Genomic DNA, 21,007 nt, shown 5'->3' on the forward strand with positions numbered 1-21,007 from the left:
CAAAAGTTTAAGAGGTAAGTTATGCAATATTTTAAAGCCCCACAGAAAGAAGCCCTGTTCGTGATGAACGAATTATTAGATTTTGAAAAACACTACGCTGATTTGGGATTCACAGATGCTACGCCTGATATGGTTGAAGCCATTTTTTCAGAAGCCGCTAAATTCGCTGAGAACGTGTTAGCGCCAATTAACGCCAACGGTGATGAAGAAGGCTGTAAATGGGAAGACGGAGATGTCACCACTCCTGCAGGTTTTAAAGAAGCTTACAAACAGTACGTCGATGGCGGCTGGACAGGTATGACTCACCCAGAAGAACTCGGTGGACAGAATTTACCTTATTCTTTAGGCAGTGTGATGGCGGAATGGTTTTCTTCGGCGAATCATTCTTGGGCCATGTACCCAGGGCTCAGTCAAGGTTGTATTGAAACCTTAAAAGAACATGGTACTGCTGAACAACAAAAAATGTTTTTGAATAATCTTATTGGTGGCCATTGGACAGGCACTATGTGTTTGACTGAACCTCATTGTGGCTCTGATTTAGGCATGCTCAAATGTAAAGCTGTTAAGAATGAAGATGGTAGCTACGGTTTAACCGGAACCAAGATTTTCATTTCAGCAGGTGAGCATGATATGTCAGAGAACATCGTGCATATCGTGATTGCTCGTTTGCCAGATGCACCAAGTGGCACTAAAGGTATTTCATTGTTTGTTGTGCCTAAATTTCATGCAGGTCCCGAAGGTGAAAAGTTAGACAGAAACGGTGTGAGTTGTGGCTCTATTGAGCACAAAATGGGTATCAAGGGCTCGGCAACTTGCGTGATCAATTTTGATGATGCCAAGGGATACCTGGTTGGTACTGAAAATCGTGGTCTTAATTGTATGTTTACATTTATGAATACTGCACGAATAGGTACAGGTTTAGAAGGTTTGTCTGCATCTGAAGCCGCGTTCCAAGGTGCCTTAGCCTATGCTAAAGACCGTTTACAGTTTAGAGCGATGACAGGTGTCAAAAATCCTGACGGTCCCGCTGATCCGATTATTAACCATCCTGATGTGCGCCGTATGCTGTTGACTCAAAAAGCTTTCGCTGAAGGTAATAGAGCATTAGCCGTATACGCCATGAAATTAGTCGATATTTCTCAGGCCAATCAAGATGAAGGTGCTAAACAACTCGCGGAGTCGAAGCTTGCCTTGTTAACACCTATTGTCAAAGCATTTCTAACAGAAACTGCACAAGAGACTACTAGCTATGGTATGCAGGTCTTTGGTGGACATGGGTTCATTACAGAATGGGGTATGGAACAACTCGCACGAGATACCCGTATTTGTACAATGTACGAAGGCACAACAGGTATTCAAGCTGTTGATTTATTAGCTAGGAAAGTGATTGGGTCTAACGGAAAGCTGCTAACAATATTTACCAACGAAGTGAAAGAATATTGTAAAAGCATTCGAGATAAGAGTCAGTTTAATGCTTGGTCTAACAGTATCGATACACACGTAGATGAATGGCATCAGATCACTGAAGATATTATGCTTCGTGCGGCTAAAAATCCTGCTGAATTAGGCGCTGCGTCTGTTGATTATTTGATGTATTCAGGATACGTGGTTGTGGGTTATTTTTGGCTTCGAATGGCCGTTGTAGCTCAGCAAAAACTTGATGAAGGCACCAGTGAACCAGAATTTTATCAAGCGAAGTTACATACGACTAAATTTTATTTTGATCGTTTATTAACCCGTTCACGTTCTTTAGTCTCTGCTATGGAATCGGGTGCTGATAACTTGATGAATATGGAAGAAGAGCAGTTCAACATTGTTTAAGTTTTAGTCAAATATAATAACAAGCTAGACAGGGAAATATAAAGAGGCGGGCATATAAAAATGTCCGCTTTTTTTTGCATTAAACGGATTGGACTTGCTAGGTAAACAGCGTCATGAAACATCATACAATCGACATTGAAAACGTAAATATACATTATGTTGAAGCGGGGAGCGGTAGCGGTACTAATTTACCACGCCAGACCATTGTTTTTTTACATGGTTTTCCTGAATACTGGGGCACATGGCATGCACAACTTGATTATTTTGCTGATCACTATCGTGTGATTGCACCTGACTTACCCGGTTATAATTTAAGTGATAAACCTGAGGACCCATCGTTTTATCAAGTCCCCAAGCTTATTAAGTTTATTGCTAAGTTCATCCAAGGTGTGGCACCACAGGAAAAAATAATATTAGTGGCTCATGATTGGGGCGGCGTCATCGCATGGCCGATTGCAGCATTTTTCCCACAACTTATCGATAAATTAATCATACTCAATGCTGCTCATCCCAGTATTTTTACTCGGGAAATGATTAATAATGCTCAGCAACGGCAAAAAAGTGAATATATCCATGAGTTGATAGCGCCTAATGGGGTTGAAAAGTTATCAGACAATAATTATCAATACCTGAAAGACACTGTATTCGTTGGCATGCGCGAAGGCACATTGAGTGAGACACAATGCAAGGCTTATGAGGATGTATGGGCTCAGTCTGGCGCTATAAATGGCATGCTCCAGTACTATCGAAGTATGCCTCAGTTAGCACCCTCTGAGAAAGTATCAGTTGCTGGCAATGGACCTGTCGTTGCAGCAACACAAATGAAAATCCCTAATATCCGTATCACTTGCCCAACATTACTACTATGGGGTGAACAAGACCAAGCCTTTGTTAAAGAGAATACAGACGGGGTAGAAAAATATGTGCCTGACTTGCGGATCAAGCGTTTTCCTGATGCTAGCCATTGGTTGCAACATGAGTTGCCTAATGAAGTGAATTTAGAGATAGAAAATTTCTTGCACAACTATTAGCTATAAGGACTTATTTGGTTGTTAAGCCCCAAATTATTTAACATTTACGGTTCAGATCATAATTCACATGAGTATCAGGATAATTTGATGTGTTTATCCACACCTAAACCAATAAATAAATACACGGCTTAATATGATGATAATTGCTCAAAATTTCATTCGCTTTATTCAAAGTATCAAGCCTAAGAAACACATAAAATCATCAAAATATCGAGCCCAATATGTAACGGTCATGGATCTGACTTATAGCTAATTCATTTTTGATGCAATGTAGATAATATTGCTTGGCGTAGCTGCAATGATTTTACTTATAAATTAACGAAATGAAAACATTACAGGTTATCTGTGAAAAGTGACATTCCTTTATTGATGTTCGCGATGTCTTTCAATCGTACTGTTACATTTTTAGTAACTGCTCAGAAATAATTCCCACAAGATCTCATTCATCATGTAATCCAGTTAGTCACATAAAATTAACTAGATCCAACTCTAGCAATTTGAATTGATCCACTTTATATTAAATTTAAGTAGTTAATAATTAATGAAAAAATTCGTAAAGGTACAAACCATGAAACATACAAAATTAATATTAAAAATTCATAATTCACAAGGGTTATGCTGATGTTCGATAAGTTTTTACACCCCTTGATTATTATTTTTTTTAGTTTATCTTTACTGTCCTGTGGTGGGTCTGATTCGCCAGAACAAGAAATACCCGTCGTAGTGATTGTCGAACCCAGTATCAGTCGGTTCTCTTTTTTAACAGAAAATAATCCCAGTCTTACATCAAATCTAAACTTATCAATATCTGGCAATACCATTACTGGAAGATTTCCAGCCACTGCTGATTGGCAAAGTATGGTTGCTACTTTTGAACATACAGGTACGTCATTGACTGTTAATGATACTGCACAGACAAATGCGGTATCAGAGCAAGACTTCAGTGATGTTCTGACTTACACAGTAATGATGGAAGATGGCCGGAAACTCAGTTATTCGGTGGATGTTGTGGCTTTTACTGGGTTGCCCATCATTTATTTAACAACATCTGGAAATGGTCCCATTGAATCAAAAGAAGACTACGTTGAGGGCACTGTGACTATCAAAGGTGGGCGTAACTTTGCAGATGCACCTGCCTCAGTTATGAAAATTCGCGGGCGCGGAAATTCGACCTGGTTCCTGCACCCTAAAAAGCCTTTTCAAATGAAGCTAGATGAAAAATCGATATTTTTAGATATGCCATCTAAAAAGAAATGGTTATTTTTGGCTGAATATTCTGACAAAACCATGTTAAGAAATACCATGAGTTTTGAGATGGGTTATTTGAGCAACCTCGAATGGACACCTAAAAGTATCTTTGCCGAGGTGTATGTTAACAATGAATATAACGGCACCTACAATATCACTGAAAAGGTGGAAGAAGGCAGTAATCGAGTAGACATTGGTGATGATGGTTTTTTACTGGAAATTGATCAGTTAAACAGACAAAACCCAGATGATGTGTATTTTTATACGGATAAATTTTTAGTCGCAATCAAAGAGCCCAGTCTTGATTGGGATGATGACCAATACAACTATATTAAGGCCCACATTAATGCATTTGAAGCTACGTTATTTGCTTCAAATTTTAGAGACCCTATCAATGGTTATGCCAAATATATGGACGTTGACAGTTTTGTGGACTGGTATTTAATCAATGAAATTACCAAAAATGTTGATTCTAAATCCTTCTCCAGCATCTTCTTTAATGTAGTGCCGGGTGAAAAAATCAAGATGGGGCCGTTATGGGATTTTGATCTCTCTTTTGGCAATGTGGATTATGCGGGTGATGACTTCCCAACACCTGAGGGTTTCTGGGTAAAAGATAACCCATGGTTTGCCAGGTTATTTACCGACAGTGCATTTCTAGAAAAAGTCAAAACCCGTTTTGCCTACTTTAAAAACAACCAAAATGTCATTATGAATAAAATTGATGCCTTTGCCATCAAGTTGAACTTGGCACAACAAGAGAATGACAATAAGTGGGAGACCTTGGGCAAATATGTGTGGCCAAATCCCGTGGTATTTGACACATACACCGAAGAGGTGGCTCATCTTAAAACATGGTACTCACAACGAATGACTTGGTTAGATGGGGCCTTGAACAATCTTTAGAAGATGAATGTTGCGCCCGAAGATAAGTTCTCTTAACAATAATCCATATGATACCACTGAGATAATATAAAAAGTGCCTCTGGTGAGGCACTTTAAAAGTCAATGTGACGAGCTGATATGAATTAAAACTTATTAAGAAATCGAGTGCAGTCTGTATGAGAATATATGATATTCACTGATGGCTGCTCGATGTTTGATAGGTTTATATCAAACATATGAACCTTGCCTTGTTCCCACAGTAGCAAGGCTGCAATGTTACTAATGGGCTGGTTTGTCAAATAAGTTCTGAGTCTAGAGTCTTGATGCATAGGTTCGCCGGCTTCTCAGCGCTGCATGCTTTGGTTCATGTTATATCAATGTTTAGACAAATATCTGTGTGAGCCAGCTGACTTAGTTGCAGGTTACATATCATTGATGATTGATGTCATGCCATCAATGTCCATAAATGCAATATTGTAGCAACTACTTTCATAACAACTCATCTACAATTTTATTGGGCACTAGTTTCACTACTGAGTTTATTTGAATAGGTGTCAGCGATGATCAATTTTTATGTCGGGTAATCATTCAAATAAATTGGCTTACTGGGTTCATACAGCGTTTTCACTATTAAATGTAACTTTTTGCTCCTAATTCAGGCTATTCACTTTTTTTAGCTATACTGAACCGCTATACTACGCCCCGCATTTGAAAGCGATATCTATAGAAAGCAAAAGAGTATTGTCCTAAGTGGGGCAATTTGAAAATTATTTAAAGGAAAAAAATGACTCCTATTACTAAAACTTTTCAGTATGGTCAGCATACTGTTACTCTAGAAACGGGCGTAATTGCTCGTCAAGCCACCGCAGCCGTAATGGCAAGTATGGATGATACTTGTGTATTGGTTTCTGTTGTCGGTAAAAAGAATACTAAGCCTGGTCAAGACTTCTTCCCATTGACGGTCAACTATCAAGAAAAAACTTACGCGGCTGGTAAAATTCCAGGTGGTTTTTTCAAGCGCGAAGGCCGTCCTTCAGAATACGAAACACTTACGTCTCGTTTAATTGACCGTCCCATCCGTCCTTTATTCCCAAATGGGTTTATGAACGAAGTGCAAATTATCATCACTGTTGTTTCAGCTAACCCTGAAATCCCAACTGATATTATCTCTCTTATTGGTGCGTCTGCCGCGCTTGCTATATCTGGTATGCCTTTTAATGGTCCTATCGGTGCTGCGCGCGTGGGTTACACCGACGAGCAATATGTATTAAATACCCGTACATCTGAACTTGAAGCGAGCCAACTCGACTTGGTGGTTGCTGGTACTAAAAATGCAGTGTTAATGGTTGAATCTGAAGCAGACATTTTATCTGAAGAAGTGATGCTTGGTGCGGTTATGTTCGGCCACGAACAATTACAAACCGTTATTGGTGCAGTCGCTGAATTTGCTGCTGAGGTGAATACACCTTCGTGGAATTGGGAAGGCGAACAAGAAAATACTACGCTTAAAAACAAAGTGAAAGAATTAGCTGAAGCGGGCATGACAGAGGCCTATCAGGTGTCTGACAAAATGGAGCGTAAAGACGCTATCAACGCTTTGACTAGTCAAACAGTTGAAACCATTGTTGCTGGCGATGCAGACCAAGATGCGAAAGAAGTATCTGAAATGATGCATGCCCTTGAAAGTGACGTTGTACGTTCACGTATTCTTGCTGGTCAGCCTCGCATAGACGGTCGTGATCCTGCAATGATACGTGCCCTAAACGTTGCCACTGGTTTGTTACCACGTACTCACGGTTCTGCATTGTTCACTCGTGGTGAAACGCAAGCAATCGTTGCTGCTACTTTAGGTACAGAGCGTGATGCACAGATGATTGATGGCCTTAGTGGTAAAACTGACAGCCGTTTCATGTTGCATTATAACTTCCCTCCATACTGTGTCGGCGAGACTGGTTTTGTGGGTTCACCTAAGCGTCGCGAAATCGGCCATGGCCGTCTAGCTAAACGTGGTATTCAAGCGGTTATGCCGTCTGAACAAGATTTCCCCTATGTGGTACGTGTTGTTTCTGAAATCACTGAATCAAATGGTTCGTCTTCAATGGCCTCTGTTTGTGGTACGTCTTTAGCATTGATGGATGCCGGCGTACCGATTAAAGCTTCTGTTGCGGGTATCGCTATGGGCTTAGTGAAAGATGACGAAAACTTTGTCGTTCTATCTGACATCTTGGGTGATGAAGATCACTTAGGTGACATGGACTTTAAAGTGGCCGGTACAACTGGCGGTATCACTGCACTTCAAATGGATATCAAGATCGAAGGTATCACTCAAGAAATCATGCAGGTTGCTTTGAAACAAGCTAAAGAAGCGCGTTTGCATATTCTAGGTGTGATGGACCAAGCGATTTCTGGTCACCGTGAAGAGATGTCTGAGTTCGCTCCGCGCATCTACAAAATGAAAGTGGATAAAGACAAAATCCGTGACGTAATTGGTAAAGGCGGCGCGATGATCCGCGCTATTACGGAAGCATCAGAATGTAATATCGAAATCGAAGATGACGGTACTGTTAAGATTTTTGCTACAGAGCTGGCTAAAGCGCAAATTGCTATTGCTAAGATTGAACAAGTGACTGCTGAAGTTGAGTCGGGTAAAACTTACTCTGGTAAAGTCACGCGTATCGTTGATTTTGGTGCATTTGTTGAAATTCTACCTGGCAAAGAAGGCCTAGTGCATATTTCACAAATCGCACACGAACGTGTTAACAAGGTATCTGACTTCTTAGAAGAAGGCCAAGTGCTAGACGTTAAGGTTGTTGAAATTGACCGTCAGAACCGCATACGTTTAAGTATTAAAGATTTGACTGAAAAACCAGCTGCGCCAGAAGCACCCGCTGAAGGTAATGAATAAATTATTGGTTAACACCAGTAAATAATAAAAAAAGGAGCCGAAAGGCTCCTTTTTTATTGGGATAAAATTGCGCGGCATGAAAACAGATTTAACTTTGTTCTGCGAACAGTCGTTCTAAGATTTTAAACAACAAAATTTGACACGCTCTGGTATTTATTTACCTATACAGTAGTATTCGAAGTTCAACTATTCTTTATATTTACAGGAAATTAACGTGAAAGTGATGAGCCGTTTTTTTGTTAGAGCAATGCTACTTTTGGTATGCAGTTTACATTCGTTTAGTCTTTTTGCAGCAGACAAAAATTCACACCAAGATACAGTATCCAAAGTTTACGAGATGAGAACTTACCATACCCATGATGGAAAGCTAGACGCTCTTCACGCTAGATTCAGAGATCATACACACCAGATATTTGGTCGCTTAGGTATGAAGGTTGTAGCCTGTTGGACACCTACTCAAAGCCCAGACTCGGAGAATACGCTAATTTATATTATTGAACATAACAGTGAGCAAGACGCAAAAAATAAATGGAAAACATTTATTGCTGATCCTGCTTGGGTCGAAGCCTTTAATGCATCCAAAAAGAATGGCGATTTAGTTAAGAAAATTGACGTGGTGTTTATGCACAAAACTGATTTCTCACCTTCGTTATAAATAATGTTAAGGCTTTTCTGTTGACGGATAATAGTACTCCCCAACTTTGTAGACATTCAGTTTGTCTTCGGATGTATATTTTTTTCATTGGGAGATACATAACCAAGGTCGCTGTATAGCAGGGTAGGGTCGTAAAATAACTCAATACAAACAAGTCGGCTTTAATTTTACTTTTTTACGTAGACTTTCGTTTTACTTATTCCGTTCTAGGTGAACGGAAAAAAGCTTTCAGCTACCTAATTATCTAAACAATGACCTCTTCAGGTCATACTCAGTTGTAAGTGGTTTTTCTAATGACAAGCTAAAACAATTATTGTGAGACTATTTTCATGACCCATCTGTTATGACGGCTTTAGTATTATTTAAATTCCTTTGAGATGTTTTTCTAAAAACTCGACACAAACACGTAATTTGGCAGAGTGTGATAATCGGGTAGGGTATACAGCCCATATGTTTGCTGTTTGAGTATAGGCTGGCAAAATTTGTACTAATTTACCTTCTTCTAATAAATGCTTTACATCCCAAAATGAACGCATAACAATTCCCCGGCCTTGAAGCCCCCATTGTAAAACAATTTCACCATGGTTACTTGATAATAGGCCACTGATAGGCAAGGATATTTCTTTTTTTCCGTCATGTAGGTTCCATATACCGAAAGGAGAATTTCGCTCTTTTAGTACTAAGCAACTGTGATTATGTAAATCATCGAGCTTTTGTGGAGTACCATATTTTTCTAGATAATCGGGGGTGGCGCAGAGAATTCGATTATTTGATTTCAACATTTTACAGATATGTTGTTGAGGAAGATCTTCACCCACTCTAATTTCGAGATCAAAACCCTCTTGAATAATATCTACAGCACGATCGAAAACTTCCAGTCGAACTTCAAGCTCAGGAAATTGTTCTGACAGCTTTGCTATAGCTGGTGCGACGTGCTTACGTCCAAATCCGAACGTGGTACAAATATGGAGGAAACCTCGGGGAATGTGCTGAGCTTCAGTTAGGTCATCAACCATGTCATCAATATCGGTAAGTATACGCATTGCCCAACGTTGGGTACGTTCACCGTCATCTGTTAGTACAATTTTACGTGTACTTCTATGAAATAGTCGAGTGGCAAGGTTTGTTTCTAAAACGCCAATTCTTTTGCTGATATAGGCTGGAGACTGTCCTAACTCTTCTGCTGCTGCCGCAAAGCTTAACTTACGTATTACGGTTAGAAATACAATTAAATCCTTTGGTTGAGGTAACACTTTACAAATCGTGTTTTCATCTTTCATATTTACGGTGTTTATCTCTGTTTTCGTGACAGCATACTATAGGTATATATTAAATATACATCATCGATAATCCTAAAATCAGGGAGACTAGTTTGTAGTGACAAAATATCACCCCATAAAATGACGACTTTTTGTAAGGTTTTAGAACATTTACCAAGTGCTTCAGAGTTGTTAGCTAACCTGAACTCGAGTTCAAACGTGCAGCTGAACGGTATGACTTATCCCGAGCTCAGGTTAGTTAGAGTACTAACTGTGCTTTAAGACTCTGCGCAGCTTATATTCTGTCAAAGGTGATAAAACAGTAAGCTATATCCATTCTACTTAACGAGTTTTAAGAGCCTACATTGCTTACAGGTAATTAAATCAATTAAAGTCGGCGTAAAACTAATCCTTCCTATAAATTGGGTTCGCATTTAATTACATGGCATAAAAGAGGTGACTTTTGGTTCAAATAAAACAATATCGAATAGCCTTAATAATATTATTCACTTCAGGTCTCGGATCATGCGTATGAGATACATATAACTGTAACCGCTCATATGTTGAAATTCAGGCTGATTTGGGAAATATTATTGTTGAACTTTACCCTAGCTTAGCTCTATTGACAGCTGAAAATTTTGTTAGAAATACTGCACCAGGTACTTGCTTAACTGGGTACTCTTGATTAATTCGACCATTACAATCAAGACTTAGCTTACATAGTAAGCCACCAAATGGGTTAACATATTTTAGAATAAATCAATTGGTTACAAAACGTGTTCTAATCTTTCATACTTACAGTGTTTATCTTTGTTTTCGTAACGCATAGTGTGGCTGTATATGAAATATTCTATCGATATTCGTAAAACATACCGCAGTGATATTTAGTCTGTTCAGGAGTAAATTATGGAAAATGAGCATGTTGAAGAAAGTAAAACATCCCCTTCTTCAATGAATAATCTCCGTTTAGTAGGTTTATTTCTTGGGCCATTAATCGCTTTACTATTGGTATTGTTACCAGCCCCATTTGACATGAATAAAGAAGCATGGACTTTGGTAGCGCTGATAACATGGATGGTCGTATGGTGGTTATCTGAAGCCATCCCTATCCCAGCTACAGCACTATTACCGATCCCACTAATGCCAATATTGGGGGTTGGGGAGATGAAAGAGGTAGCGAGTCAGTATGCTCATCCAATAATATTTCTATTTCTTGGTGGCTTTATAATGGCGGGTGCAATGCAGAAATGGGGGCTTCACAAACGCATTGCGCTAAAAATTGTTTCTGTGGTCGGTACACGCCCAGCCAGCATTATTGGTGGGTTTATGCTAGCAACGGCATTTTTGTCGATGTGGATATCTAATACCTCTGCAACGATCATGATGTACGCGGTCGCAATGTCGGTAATCGATTTTGTTGCACGCAAGACAAATGATGAGAAAGTAATACGTAGCTTTGGCGTGGCGCTGATGCTTGGCATTGCATACAGTGGAACAATCGGGGGAGTAGGTACTTTAATTGGTACACCACCTAATGCATTCTTAGCCAGTTTTTTATCAAGTAGTTATGGTATTGAAATAGATTTCTTTACTTGGATGAAGTTTGGCATTCCCATTGTTATCGTCATGATCCCCATTGCTTGGTTGCTTTTAACCAAGTTTATTTTCCCCGCCGAACGAATTCAGATAGGTAATGTTAGTAGCTTAATTAAACACGAACTCGAAGAGTTAGGCCCAATGTCATATCCTGAAAAAGTGGTGGCGGGCGTATTTATTTGTGCAGCCCTTAGTTGGGTGTTCTGTAGATTACTCGTGGAAGTAACAGGGTTATCAATCAATGATACTAGTATCGCTCTGCTCGCTGCCCTCGTGCTTTTCGCATGGCCAGTATCTTGGCGTAGAGGAGAGTTTATATTAGATTGGGAGGTCGCTAAGGAGCTTCCTTGGGGAGTTTTATTGTTATTTGGCGGAGGTCTCGCTTTGGCCTTGGCTTTCAATAACACCGGTCTTGCTATGTGGATAGGACAATCAGTTTCTGGCCTTCAAGTGAGTACTTGGTTATTAATCATATCTGTTGTTGTGACTATCGTATATTTAACTGAAATAACCTCAAATACTGCAACAACCGCCACATTTTTACCCATATTGGGTGCAGTGGCTATAGGTCTAGACTTAGACCCTCGTATGCTTGTGGTGCCTGCTGCAGTGGCTGCTTCTATGGCGTTTATGATGCCTGTAGCAACGCCCCCTAATGCGATTGTATTTACTTATGAAAAGATGCGTTTATTCGACATGATTAAAGCAGGGTTCTTTTTAAACATTATCGCGATATTTATAACCTGTTCTGCAATGTATTTACTTGCAGATATTCTGCTGGATATTTGACCCTTACTTTAAGTCTATTGAACACGTTTTGTGTTTCTTGTGTATTCATTTTTGGTGTTTATTTATAGAATGTAATCTTTTATTATCGATTATGATTTTTGAAATTAGCTAGTAACTAGTAACTAAGATTTTAAAGCACAAAAAGAATTAGTGTTGTAATTAAATATCCGCAAGCTACATAAACTAAGTTTAATGGGAAGTTATAATGTCGTACAAAAAAATTCTTAATAATAAGCCACATTTTCAATTAACCAAGATTGCCACAAGTATTTTACTCTTGTCGTTGGTTTCATCAGGTGTAAATGCTCAACAAGATGAAAATTCAGCTAAGGAACAAGAGAGCAGCGTTGAAAAAATTGCTGTAACAGGTAGCCGAATTCAACGAGCTGGCTTTGCAACAGCAACACCCGTCAATGTAGTGGGACAAAAGGCCATTGAAGAATCAGGTTTTTCAAATGTGTATGATATTCTTAAATCTGTGCCTTCAATAGGTGTTGGTTTAGGTAGTGCTAATGGTAGCCCCGGTGCACTGTCAAGTCCTGAAGCTGGCGCATCGTTTATTAACCTACGTGGTTTAGGTACTGACAGAAGTTTAGTTTTGATAGATGGTCGTCGTCGTGTTTCAGGTAGTAGCGCCTCATCTGCTGTTGATTTGTCAATGGTACCGGCAGGTCTTATCAAACGAGTAGAAGTTATTACTGGTGGCGCATCTGCAGTATACGGCGCTGACGCAGTAAGTGGTGTAGTTAACATGATCATGAAAGATGATGTTGAGGGCATAGAACTTTCAGTCAGTACCGGTGCTTCTACAGCAGGTAGTGGTGGTGAACGTGTATCATTAGATTTTGCTGGCGGTGCTGAGTTTGCTGACGGCAAAGGCTCCATTGTAGTTGGTATTAGCTACAGTAAAGAGCAAGAATTAAAAACTTCGCAACGTGATTTTGGTACTGAATTAAACTTACGACCAAATCCTGCAAATACAGGTCCAGCTGATGGCATACCAGACAGAATTCATGTTGAAGATATAGCGCTTTACGGTTTTGCACCTACAGGAGCTTTTAGAGTAGATGGCGATTGGTATACCGCAGATCCATCGGTAAGGCTTATTGACCGTGGTATACTATTCGCCAATATTAGAGGTATTGGTGCGGAAGGCTTTAGACGAACTGACTTTTCACGGCTTAGGCAAGAACAAGAGATTTTAGCAACACGCTTTAGTTTAAATTATGAAGTAGCTGATGATGTTAACTTCTTTGTTGATGCAGACTTTGGTACTACAACAACGGTTGGCTCTGGTCAACCAGATAATACAACGGGAAGTGGTGGGTTAATTATAAATAAACTGCAACGCGAAAACCCTTTATTACCTGATGATTTGACCGCATTAATGGATGCTAATGGTATATCAACGCTTAGCTATAATCGTGCATATCAAAACTGGGGAACAAGAACCCCAACTTTTGACCGTACTAGCTATTCTTTAGTTGCTGGCTTTGAAGGTGATTTAGCTAATGATTGGAATTGGAGTTTTTCTGCTCAAGACTCTCGTTATGAAAATAACTCTAAGTGGAGTAACTATTCAATTACTCAGAATGTTGCAAATGCTATAGATGTAATTGCAGACCCTGTTACAGGCGAAGCTGTTTGTCGTAGTGGTGGTGACTGTGTACCAATTTTTCCATTGTCGCAAGAAGCTCTTACATCAGAACAATCCGCTTATATTCAACACACTGCATTACGTTTTCACAGAAATGAGCAACAAGTTATATCAGCTAGTTTAGCTGGTGATGCATTTGAATTACCGTCGGGTTTCGTACAATTTGCCGCTGGATTAGAGCATAGAGAAGAATCCATTGCTGCGTTAGATGATGGCCTAGCAAGACAAGGTGGATTACACCTGTTTAGAGGACAAGAACCTCAAGGTGCTGAAATGTCTGTAGATGAAGCGTATTTGGAAGTAGTTATTCCCGTTCTTTCAGGCATAGCCGCTTTTGAACAACTTGATATTGAAGCTGCTATTCGATATTCCGATTACGATACGATCGGTGGAACTACAGCAACCAAACTCGGATTTAATTGGGCAATAATTGAAGATATTCGTTTAAGAGCATCAATAGCTACTAGTGTCCGAGCGCCTAATTTATCTGAATTATTTAGTCCTGGTGTTACTACAGGTGCTTTTTTGACTGATCCATGTGATGTGACTCAAATTAATTTAGGCACATCTACCCGTGAGGCTAATTGTGCAGCCTTAGGTATTCCTAATGGTTGGGTTGATCCTAATGCAGCGCCAGCAAAAGAAGTTGTTACCGGTGGTAATTCGGACTTGTCTGAGGAAGAGTCTGATTCATTTACTATTGGCGCAATACTTACTCCGAGCTTTATTGAGGGTATTACTCTTTCGATTGACTATTGGGACATTGAAATTACTAATGCGATAGGCTCTTTTGGTGTAAATGACATTATCAAAAAATGTGTAGACTCACCAACAACAACTAATGAGTTTTGTTCATTAATCACTCGTGATAATCAATTGTCAATCGAGCGAATTGATGTAGCTAAAATTAATGTAGGTAGCCTCAATGCTAGAGGTATTGATTTTGAAGGTTATTATAGTACTGATATTGATGACGGCGTGCTTAGTGCGTCATTAAATGGTTCTTACTTGTTAGATCACGAACAGTTGGTAGATGAGAATGACCCGGATAGCTTGTTTATTTCTAAAAATAATCCTGACAACCCTAAATTTCGTTCAAATTTAAACTTAACCTATAAAACAGGTGCGTTATCTGTTGGTTTAAACACTCGTTATATTGGTTCAGCAATACTTGATCCTAATGTACTAACGGCTGAGTCAATCGATACTAATGATGTACCCTCACGTATTTATAACGACTTAGTACTTGGTTATGAATTTGAGAACGAATTAAGGTTAACAGCAACCATCACTAACCTTGGTGATATTGATCCGCCTCGTCGTGAAGATGTATTTACTGCTTCTCGTGGTAATTACGACAATGTTGGACGCTTTATTTCTCTTAGAGCTGCTTATAACTTCTAATCTGTAGGCCTATATTGTCGAGGATAATCTTGACTCTTTAGCTGGGAATTGTTTGAACATTATTCCCAGCTAATTCAAATAATAGAACAGGAAACAAGTATTTATGTTTACGTTTTATAAAACTGAAAAGGTCGCTGTGAACGGGATCAATATTAATTATCGCATTGGTGGGAACGGTCCTGCGTTATTACTACTACACGGTCATCCTCAGACTCATGCTATATGGCATAAAGTGGCAGATAAATTAGCTCAGCACTTTACTGTGGTTGCTGCAGATTTACGAGGGTACGGTGATAGTGATAAGCCTGTGGCTAGTGACAAATCTGAAGCATACTCGAAACGTGTAATGGCCAAAGATCAAGTCGAGTTGATGAAGCATTTGGGTTTTGAACACTTTTCAGTACTTGCTCACGACAGAGGAGCACGTGTTGCTCATCGGCTTGCTGCTGATCACCCGAGCAATGTTATATGTATGGTGTTACTCGATATTGCACCGACCTTAGCAATGTATGAACAAACTAATCAAGAATTTGCAAGAGCGTATTGGCATTGGTTTTTCTTGATTCGTCCTGCACCTTTTCCCGAATCTTTAATTGAAGCTGATCCAGAAAATTACCTTCGAAGTGTTATGGGTACACGAAGTGCCGGTATGAGTCCATTTACCGAAGAAGTATTTTCAGAATATTTAAGATGCCTCAAATTACCAGGTGCTGCAACAGGCATTTGTGAAGATTACCGAGCCAGTGCAGGTATCGATTTAGTACATGATAAAACAGATATCGAAGCAGGCCATAAAGTATCGTGTCCTTTGTTAGTTTTGTGGGGAAAAGAAGGAGTAGTCGGTCGTTGCTTCGAACCCATAGTGGAATGGGAGAAAGTTGCTGAACAAGTAACAGGTCACTCATTGCCTTCAGGTCATTATATTCCAGAAGAAGCACCGGAACTGCTTTTAGAGCAAGTACTTAGTTTTATGAATCTCCCTAAAATAGCAATATAGACTAGTGGCGGCTTCTCGCGAACAATTTGGCTCGCGCCTTGGCTTCGTTTTGGCAGCCGCTGGTTCGGCTGTTGGAATAGGAAGTTTAGTAGGCTTTCCTGTGGCTGCTACTAAAGGAGGAGGCGGTGCCTTTTTATTGCTTTACGTATTATTCATCATTTTTGTCTGCTTACCTGTGATGATGGCAGAACTTAGTTTAGGGCGCCGGACCCAAAAAGATCCCATTGGCGCTTACACAAAAGAAACTGAATCACGCTCTCCTTGGCGAATTTTAGGCATGTTGACATTTATTACGCCATTGATGATCGCTGTTTTTTATATGGTGGTCACCGTATGGATTTTTGGCTACTTTGTTGAAATAGCGCAGGGTAATTTATCGGAATTAGCAAAACCAGATACGTTTGATAATTTTGTTAATAGCAACCAAGTATTTATTTATTTATTTGTAGTAGGTGCTTTTGTAAACCTTATCCTTGTAAGTGGTGTAAAAAAAGGAATCGAAAGAGCGGCTAAAATTATGATGCCGTTACTTTTTGTTATGTTGATTGGGTTGGTCGTATTTGTATTGACGCTAGATAATGCAGAGATTGGCTTACGTTATTACTTAGTGCCTGATTTTAGTAAAATAAATACCGCCGTTGTTAATAGTGCACTCTCTCAGGCTTTCTTTTCTCTTTCCTTAGGAATGGGGATCCTTATCACTTACGGCTCATATGTCAATAAGTCAGAGAGCATCTCAAGTAGCGCCAAATTTGTTGCAATAGCGGACACAACAGTTGCTTTTTTTACCGGCTTGTTAATATTACCGGCTATCTTTGTCATCAATCCAAATACAGATCCGGCTCAACTTAGCGACTCTTCAGTGGGCATGATATTCACTTACTTGCCAAAGTTATTTTTAGCACTGCAACCATTAATTGGTTATATAGGCGCTAGTGTGGTGGCATTTATTTTTTTCTTACTCGTTTTCTTCGCTGCTATTACATCACTGGTGTCGATAGTTGAAGTGCCAACTTCCAGTTTAATCGACACCCTGAAGTTAAAGCAAAACCTGCATTGCTTCAATTAACTTTGCCGTTATTAGTTTTATCAGTTGCATGTATATGCTCCTTTGGAATGATTGATTGGTTAACTAATTTTGTAACTTATGCGGGGAAAGGCCAATCCTTTTTTGATGTGATTGTCGACGTGTTTTACGACACTATTTTACCGTTGAATGGCTTACTTATTTGCTTGTTTGTGCGCTTTCGTTGGAAGAAAAGTATGAACCTTGAACTGGAACAAGGCGATAGCGATTATCACGATTCGCTTACTAAGCGATATGTGGACTTTTCGGTACTGTCTATTATCCCATTTATTTTGTTGCTGGTTTTTCTTAATACAATTTTACAGAAGTTTATTGGCGTAGAGCTTTTCTAGTAACTCAGAAAAGTTAAACAGTTACTTCAATATTTTCTCTGCGGCATATATTCAGTCACCAGCAAATTTTTTTGAAAAGGAAATAATCTATGAATATACCAAAAACTCTATATGAGAAACTTATTGGTTCACACACTGTATGTCAACTGGATGATAAAGGTCATGTTCTTTTATATATCGATCGCCAAGTATTAAATGAGTATACAAGTCCGCAGGCTTTCAGTGGTTTGCGTGATGCTAATCGAGATTTATGGAGAGCAAATACCTCTTTAGCGGTAGTAGATCATGTTAACTCTACTGAGCCTCAACGAGTGTCTGTTGGTCCACAAGAGGGGGGCGCTCTGCAGGTTAATTATTTTGCAAAAAATTGCGAAAAATTTGGCATTGAATTGTTCGATATTCTTGATAGTCGTCAAGGTATTGAACATGTTGTGGCACCGGAGCAAGGTTTTATTCTACCCGGTATGACAGTGGCTGCTGGCGATAGTCATACCACAACATATGGGGCGTTAGGTGCTTTTGGATTTGGTATCGGTACCTCTGAAATTGAACACCTATTAGCCACACAAACACTTATCTATAAAAAATTGAAAACCATGCGAGTCACAGTTAATGGCACGTTGGGATTAGGCATTACTTCAAAAGATGTCGTCATGGAAATGATCCGTGATATAGGTGCATCAGGTGCTACAGGTTACGCGATAGAGTTTTGTGGTTCTACTATTGAAAGCATGAGTGTTGAGGCACGGATGACTATTTGTAATATGGCAGTAGAAGCGGGTGCTCGAGGTGCATTTATGGCCCCTGATGAGGTTGTTTATGCATACCTTAAACCTAAACCAAGAGTGCCCAAAGGCGAACTGTGGGATCGCGCTGTAGAGCAATGGAAGCAATTATATACCGATGCCGATGCTAGGTTTGACAGAGAAGTGACGATAGATGCCAATAGTATTGAGCCAATGGTTACTTGGGGAACAAGTCCTGATCAAGCCCTAATCATTAGTGGTGTAGTGCCCAACCCAAGAGATAACATCGACCTTGCGAAGCGCAAAAGTATGACTCGGTCTCTTCAATATATGGGGTTACAAGCAGGTACTGCAATGCAAGGTATCGCCATTACGCATGCTTTTATTGGCTCATGTACTAACGCGCGTATAGAAGATTTACGTCAAGTTGCTGAAATAGTTAAAGAACAAAAGGTTGCAGACGGTGTGCGAGCTATGATTGTTCCGGGCTCATCAAAGGTTCGAGCTCAAGCACAAGAAGAAGGTTTAGCGGATATTTTTATCAATGCTGGTTTTGAGTGGCGGCAATCTGGTTGCTCTATGTGTTTAGCCATGAATGATGATGTGTTAAACCCTGGTGATCGCTGTGCATCGAGTACAAATCGAAATTTTGAAGGTCGTCAAGGGGCAGGTGTGCGTACACATTTAATGAGCCCTGCCATGGTTGCAGCTGCCGCAATTAAAGGTCATTTATGTGATGTACGTGATTGGGAGATAAATTGATGGACGCTTTTACAATTGAAATAGGAAAAATAGCCCCGTTTATGACAGCTAACATCGATACCGATGTGATTATGCCGAAACAATTTTTAAAAGGTATTGACCGTAATGGGCTCGATAAAGGTGTTTTTTTCGATCAGCGCTTTCTGCTTTCTGGTGAGCCTAATCCAGAATTTGTATTGAATAAACCTCAGTGGATAGGTGCAAGATTTTTAGCTGTTGGCGCTAATTTTGGCTGTGGTTCAAGCCGAGAACATGCGGTTTGGGGTCTTAAACAACTCGGGGTACGTGCCTTAATCGGTACGACTTTTGCCGGCATATTTTATGATAACTGTCAGCGTAATGGTTTGTTGGTTATTGAGTTAGATGAGAAATTAATGACTCAATTTGGAGAACATGTCGCCTCTGGTGAAATACAAGAAATAGAGATTGATTTATTGCGTCAAAAAATTAAGTTAACAGCAAAGAATGAAATAAATTTTGAGCTAGACCCAATGCGAAAAGAAGCATTAATGCAAGGGCTAGATGCGATAGGCAGCACATTGCAACGTACCGAAGCAATCAAGTCATTCGAAAAACAACATTTAATGAATAATCCTTGGCTGGGTTAATTTATTAAAAATTATTAGGAGATATCATGAAAGGTTTAAGTAGATTAGTAGGTTGTGTATTGGCGTTCACTCCATTGATGAGTAATGCTGCTGATTTAGTCATTGTGCATGCGGGGAAGTTAATGTCTGTTCCCGGTGATAACATCAAGAACAAACAAAGTATTGTTATCCGTGATGGAAAGATTGTTAATGTTAAGTCGGGCTATATAACCGCTAAATCCTTAAAAAAAGCGTCAAATGATACGGTCAAAATTCATGATTTAAAAAATAGTTTTGTATTACCAGGATTGATTGACGGACATGTACATATTACAGATGAGCTTGGTAGTAAAAGTAAAATCCGCAGGGTTGAATTTTCTGATCCTGATACCGCATTATTTGGCGCAAGAAATGCAAAAATAACTTTGAATTCAGGTTTTACTACCGTTCGTGATCTTGGTGGCCGAGGTGGAGATTCAGTTTTTGCATTACGTGATGCTATTCAAAAAAATTATGTCCCCGGTCCTAGAATTTATGCCGCGGGTGACGTTATTTCACCTACTGGTGGGCACGGGCAACGTCATGGTTATAGAGATGAAGTGTTTGCAGTTGTTAATCATACTGGCGCTTGTGATGGTGTTGCTGATTGTCGTCGTGCAGTACGTGATCAAGTTAGACGTGGAGCCGATCACATAAAGTTTGTCGCTACAGGAGGCGTGTTATCTGAAACAGCAGCCGGAACTGGGCAACAATTTTTTAATGATGAAGTGAAAGCAATTATAGATACCGCTCACCAGTTAGGAAGAAAGGTTACCGCACATGCGCATAATGCAGACGGTATTAATGCAGCGTTACGTGCTGGAGTTGATTCTATTGAACACGGTACCTTTTCTGATAAAGAATCATTAGATTTATTTAAGAAAACAGGGGCTTACTTTATACCCACATTACTAGCGGGCGCTACCGTGTCAGATATTGCAGCAGATGAAAATTCATTTTTTGTACAATCGGTTAGAGATAAAGCCAAAGAAGTGGGGCCTCAAATGATAGATACGTTAAGCCTTGTCTATAAAAAAGGCATTAAAATTGCGTTTGGTACCGATAGTTATGTATCTAAACACGGCCTTAATGCAACAGAGTTTGGACTATTAGTGCAAGCAGGCTTAAGCCCAACTGAAGCGATTAAAACGGCCACAATATATGGTGCTGATAATCTTGGTAAATCGGACGTTTTGGGTTCTATCGA

Annotated in this window: 12 protein-coding genes and 1 pseudogene; 12 read left to right on the forward strand and 1 reads right to left on the reverse strand. The window is 39.7% G+C overall.

The genetic code is table 11. The features are described from left to right. The first annotated feature begins 21 nt into the window (after positions 1 to 21). From Q0Y52_RS06245 to Q0Y52_RS06265, 5 genes are all read left to right on the forward strand, one after another. Positions 22 to 1,821, forward strand: coding sequence for an acyl-CoA dehydrogenase C-terminal domain-containing protein (locus tag Q0Y52_RS06245; protein ID WP_297819476.1), 1,800 nt, complete (start codon positions 22 to 24; stop codon positions 1,819 to 1,821). A gap of 113 nt (positions 1,822 to 1,934) precedes the next feature. Beyond that, a complete protein-coding gene (locus Q0Y52_RS06250; RefSeq protein ID WP_297819479.1) occupies positions 1,935 to 2,852 on the forward strand; it encodes an alpha/beta hydrolase in 918 nt (305 codons plus the stop codon). Positions 2,853 to 3,473: 621 nt separating this feature from the next. Continuing rightward, positions 3,474 to 5,006 (forward strand): CotH kinase family protein, encoded by a 1,533-nt coding sequence (locus Q0Y52_RS06255; RefSeq protein WP_297819482.1) that lies wholly within the window; start codon positions 3,474 to 3,476, stop codon positions 5,004 to 5,006. Positions 5,007 to 5,769: 763 nt separating this feature from the next. Beyond that, positions 5,770 to 7,890 carry a polyribonucleotide nucleotidyltransferase gene (gene pnp / locus Q0Y52_RS06260; protein ID WP_297819486.1) on the forward strand — a complete coding sequence of 707 codons (2,121 nt, stop codon included), beginning with the start codon at positions 5,770 to 5,772 and terminating at the stop codon, positions 7,888 to 7,890. 223 nt (positions 7,891 to 8,113) lie between these two features. Further along, positions 8,114 to 8,545 carry an NIPSNAP family protein gene (locus Q0Y52_RS06265; RefSeq protein WP_297819515.1) on the forward strand — a complete coding sequence of 144 codons (432 nt, stop codon included), beginning with the start codon at positions 8,114 to 8,116 and terminating at the stop codon, positions 8,543 to 8,545. A 362-nt stretch (positions 8,546 to 8,907) separates the two neighbouring features. Here the strand turns inward: Q0Y52_RS06265 and Q0Y52_RS06270 are convergent, their stop codons facing one another. Next, the gene (locus tag Q0Y52_RS06270; RefSeq protein WP_297819488.1) at positions 8,908 to 9,825 is read right to left on the reverse strand and encodes a LysR substrate-binding domain-containing protein; all 918 of its coding nucleotides are present in this window, start codon (positions 9,823 to 9,825) and stop codon (positions 8,908 to 8,910) included. A gap of 885 nt (positions 9,826 to 10,710) precedes the next feature. Between Q0Y52_RS06270 and Q0Y52_RS06275 the strand changes: the two genes are divergently transcribed. The 7 genes and pseudogenes from Q0Y52_RS06275 to Q0Y52_RS06305 form a co-directional block, all read left to right on the forward strand. Next, the gene (locus tag Q0Y52_RS06275) at positions 10,711 to 12,189 is read left to right on the forward strand and encodes a DASS family sodium-coupled anion symporter (RefSeq protein WP_297819490.1); all 1,479 of its coding nucleotides are present in this window, start codon (positions 10,711 to 10,713) and stop codon (positions 12,187 to 12,189) included. Between the two features lie 205 nt (positions 12,190 to 12,394). Next, positions 12,395 to 15,250, forward strand: a complete 2,856-nt coding sequence (locus tag Q0Y52_RS06280; protein WP_297819494.1) for a TonB-dependent siderophore receptor — start codon at positions 12,395 to 12,397, stop codon at positions 15,248 to 15,250. Between the two features lie 103 nt (positions 15,251 to 15,353). Continuing rightward, complete coding sequence (locus Q0Y52_RS06285) at positions 15,354 to 16,247, forward strand: alpha/beta hydrolase (RefSeq protein ID WP_297819497.1); 894 nt, start codon at positions 15,354 to 15,356, stop codon at positions 16,245 to 16,247. Between the two features lie 4 nt (positions 16,248 to 16,251). Beyond that, positions 16,252 to 17,666: pseudogene (locus Q0Y52_RS06290) on the forward strand (sodium-dependent transporter). Between the two features lie 89 nt (positions 17,667 to 17,755). Then, a complete protein-coding gene (gene leuC / locus Q0Y52_RS06295) occupies positions 17,756 to 19,174 on the forward strand; it encodes a 3-isopropylmalate dehydratase large subunit (RefSeq protein ID WP_366939255.1) in 1,419 nt (472 codons plus the stop codon). Next, positions 19,174 to 19,782, forward strand: coding sequence for a 3-isopropylmalate dehydratase small subunit (gene leuD / locus Q0Y52_RS06300; protein ID WP_297819500.1), 609 nt, complete (start codon positions 19,174 to 19,176; stop codon positions 19,780 to 19,782). Before leuC ends, leuD begins: the two co-directional genes overlap by 1 nt. A 26-nt stretch (positions 19,783 to 19,808) precedes the next feature. Then, on the forward strand, positions 19,809 to 21,007 hold a 1,199-nt coding region (locus Q0Y52_RS06305; protein ID WP_297819503.1), incomplete at its 3' end, for an amidohydrolase family protein.

The organism is uncultured Paraglaciecola sp. (assembly GCF_943787955.1).
Lineage (GTDB): Bacteria > Pseudomonadota > Gammaproteobacteria > Enterobacterales > Alteromonadaceae > Paraglaciecola.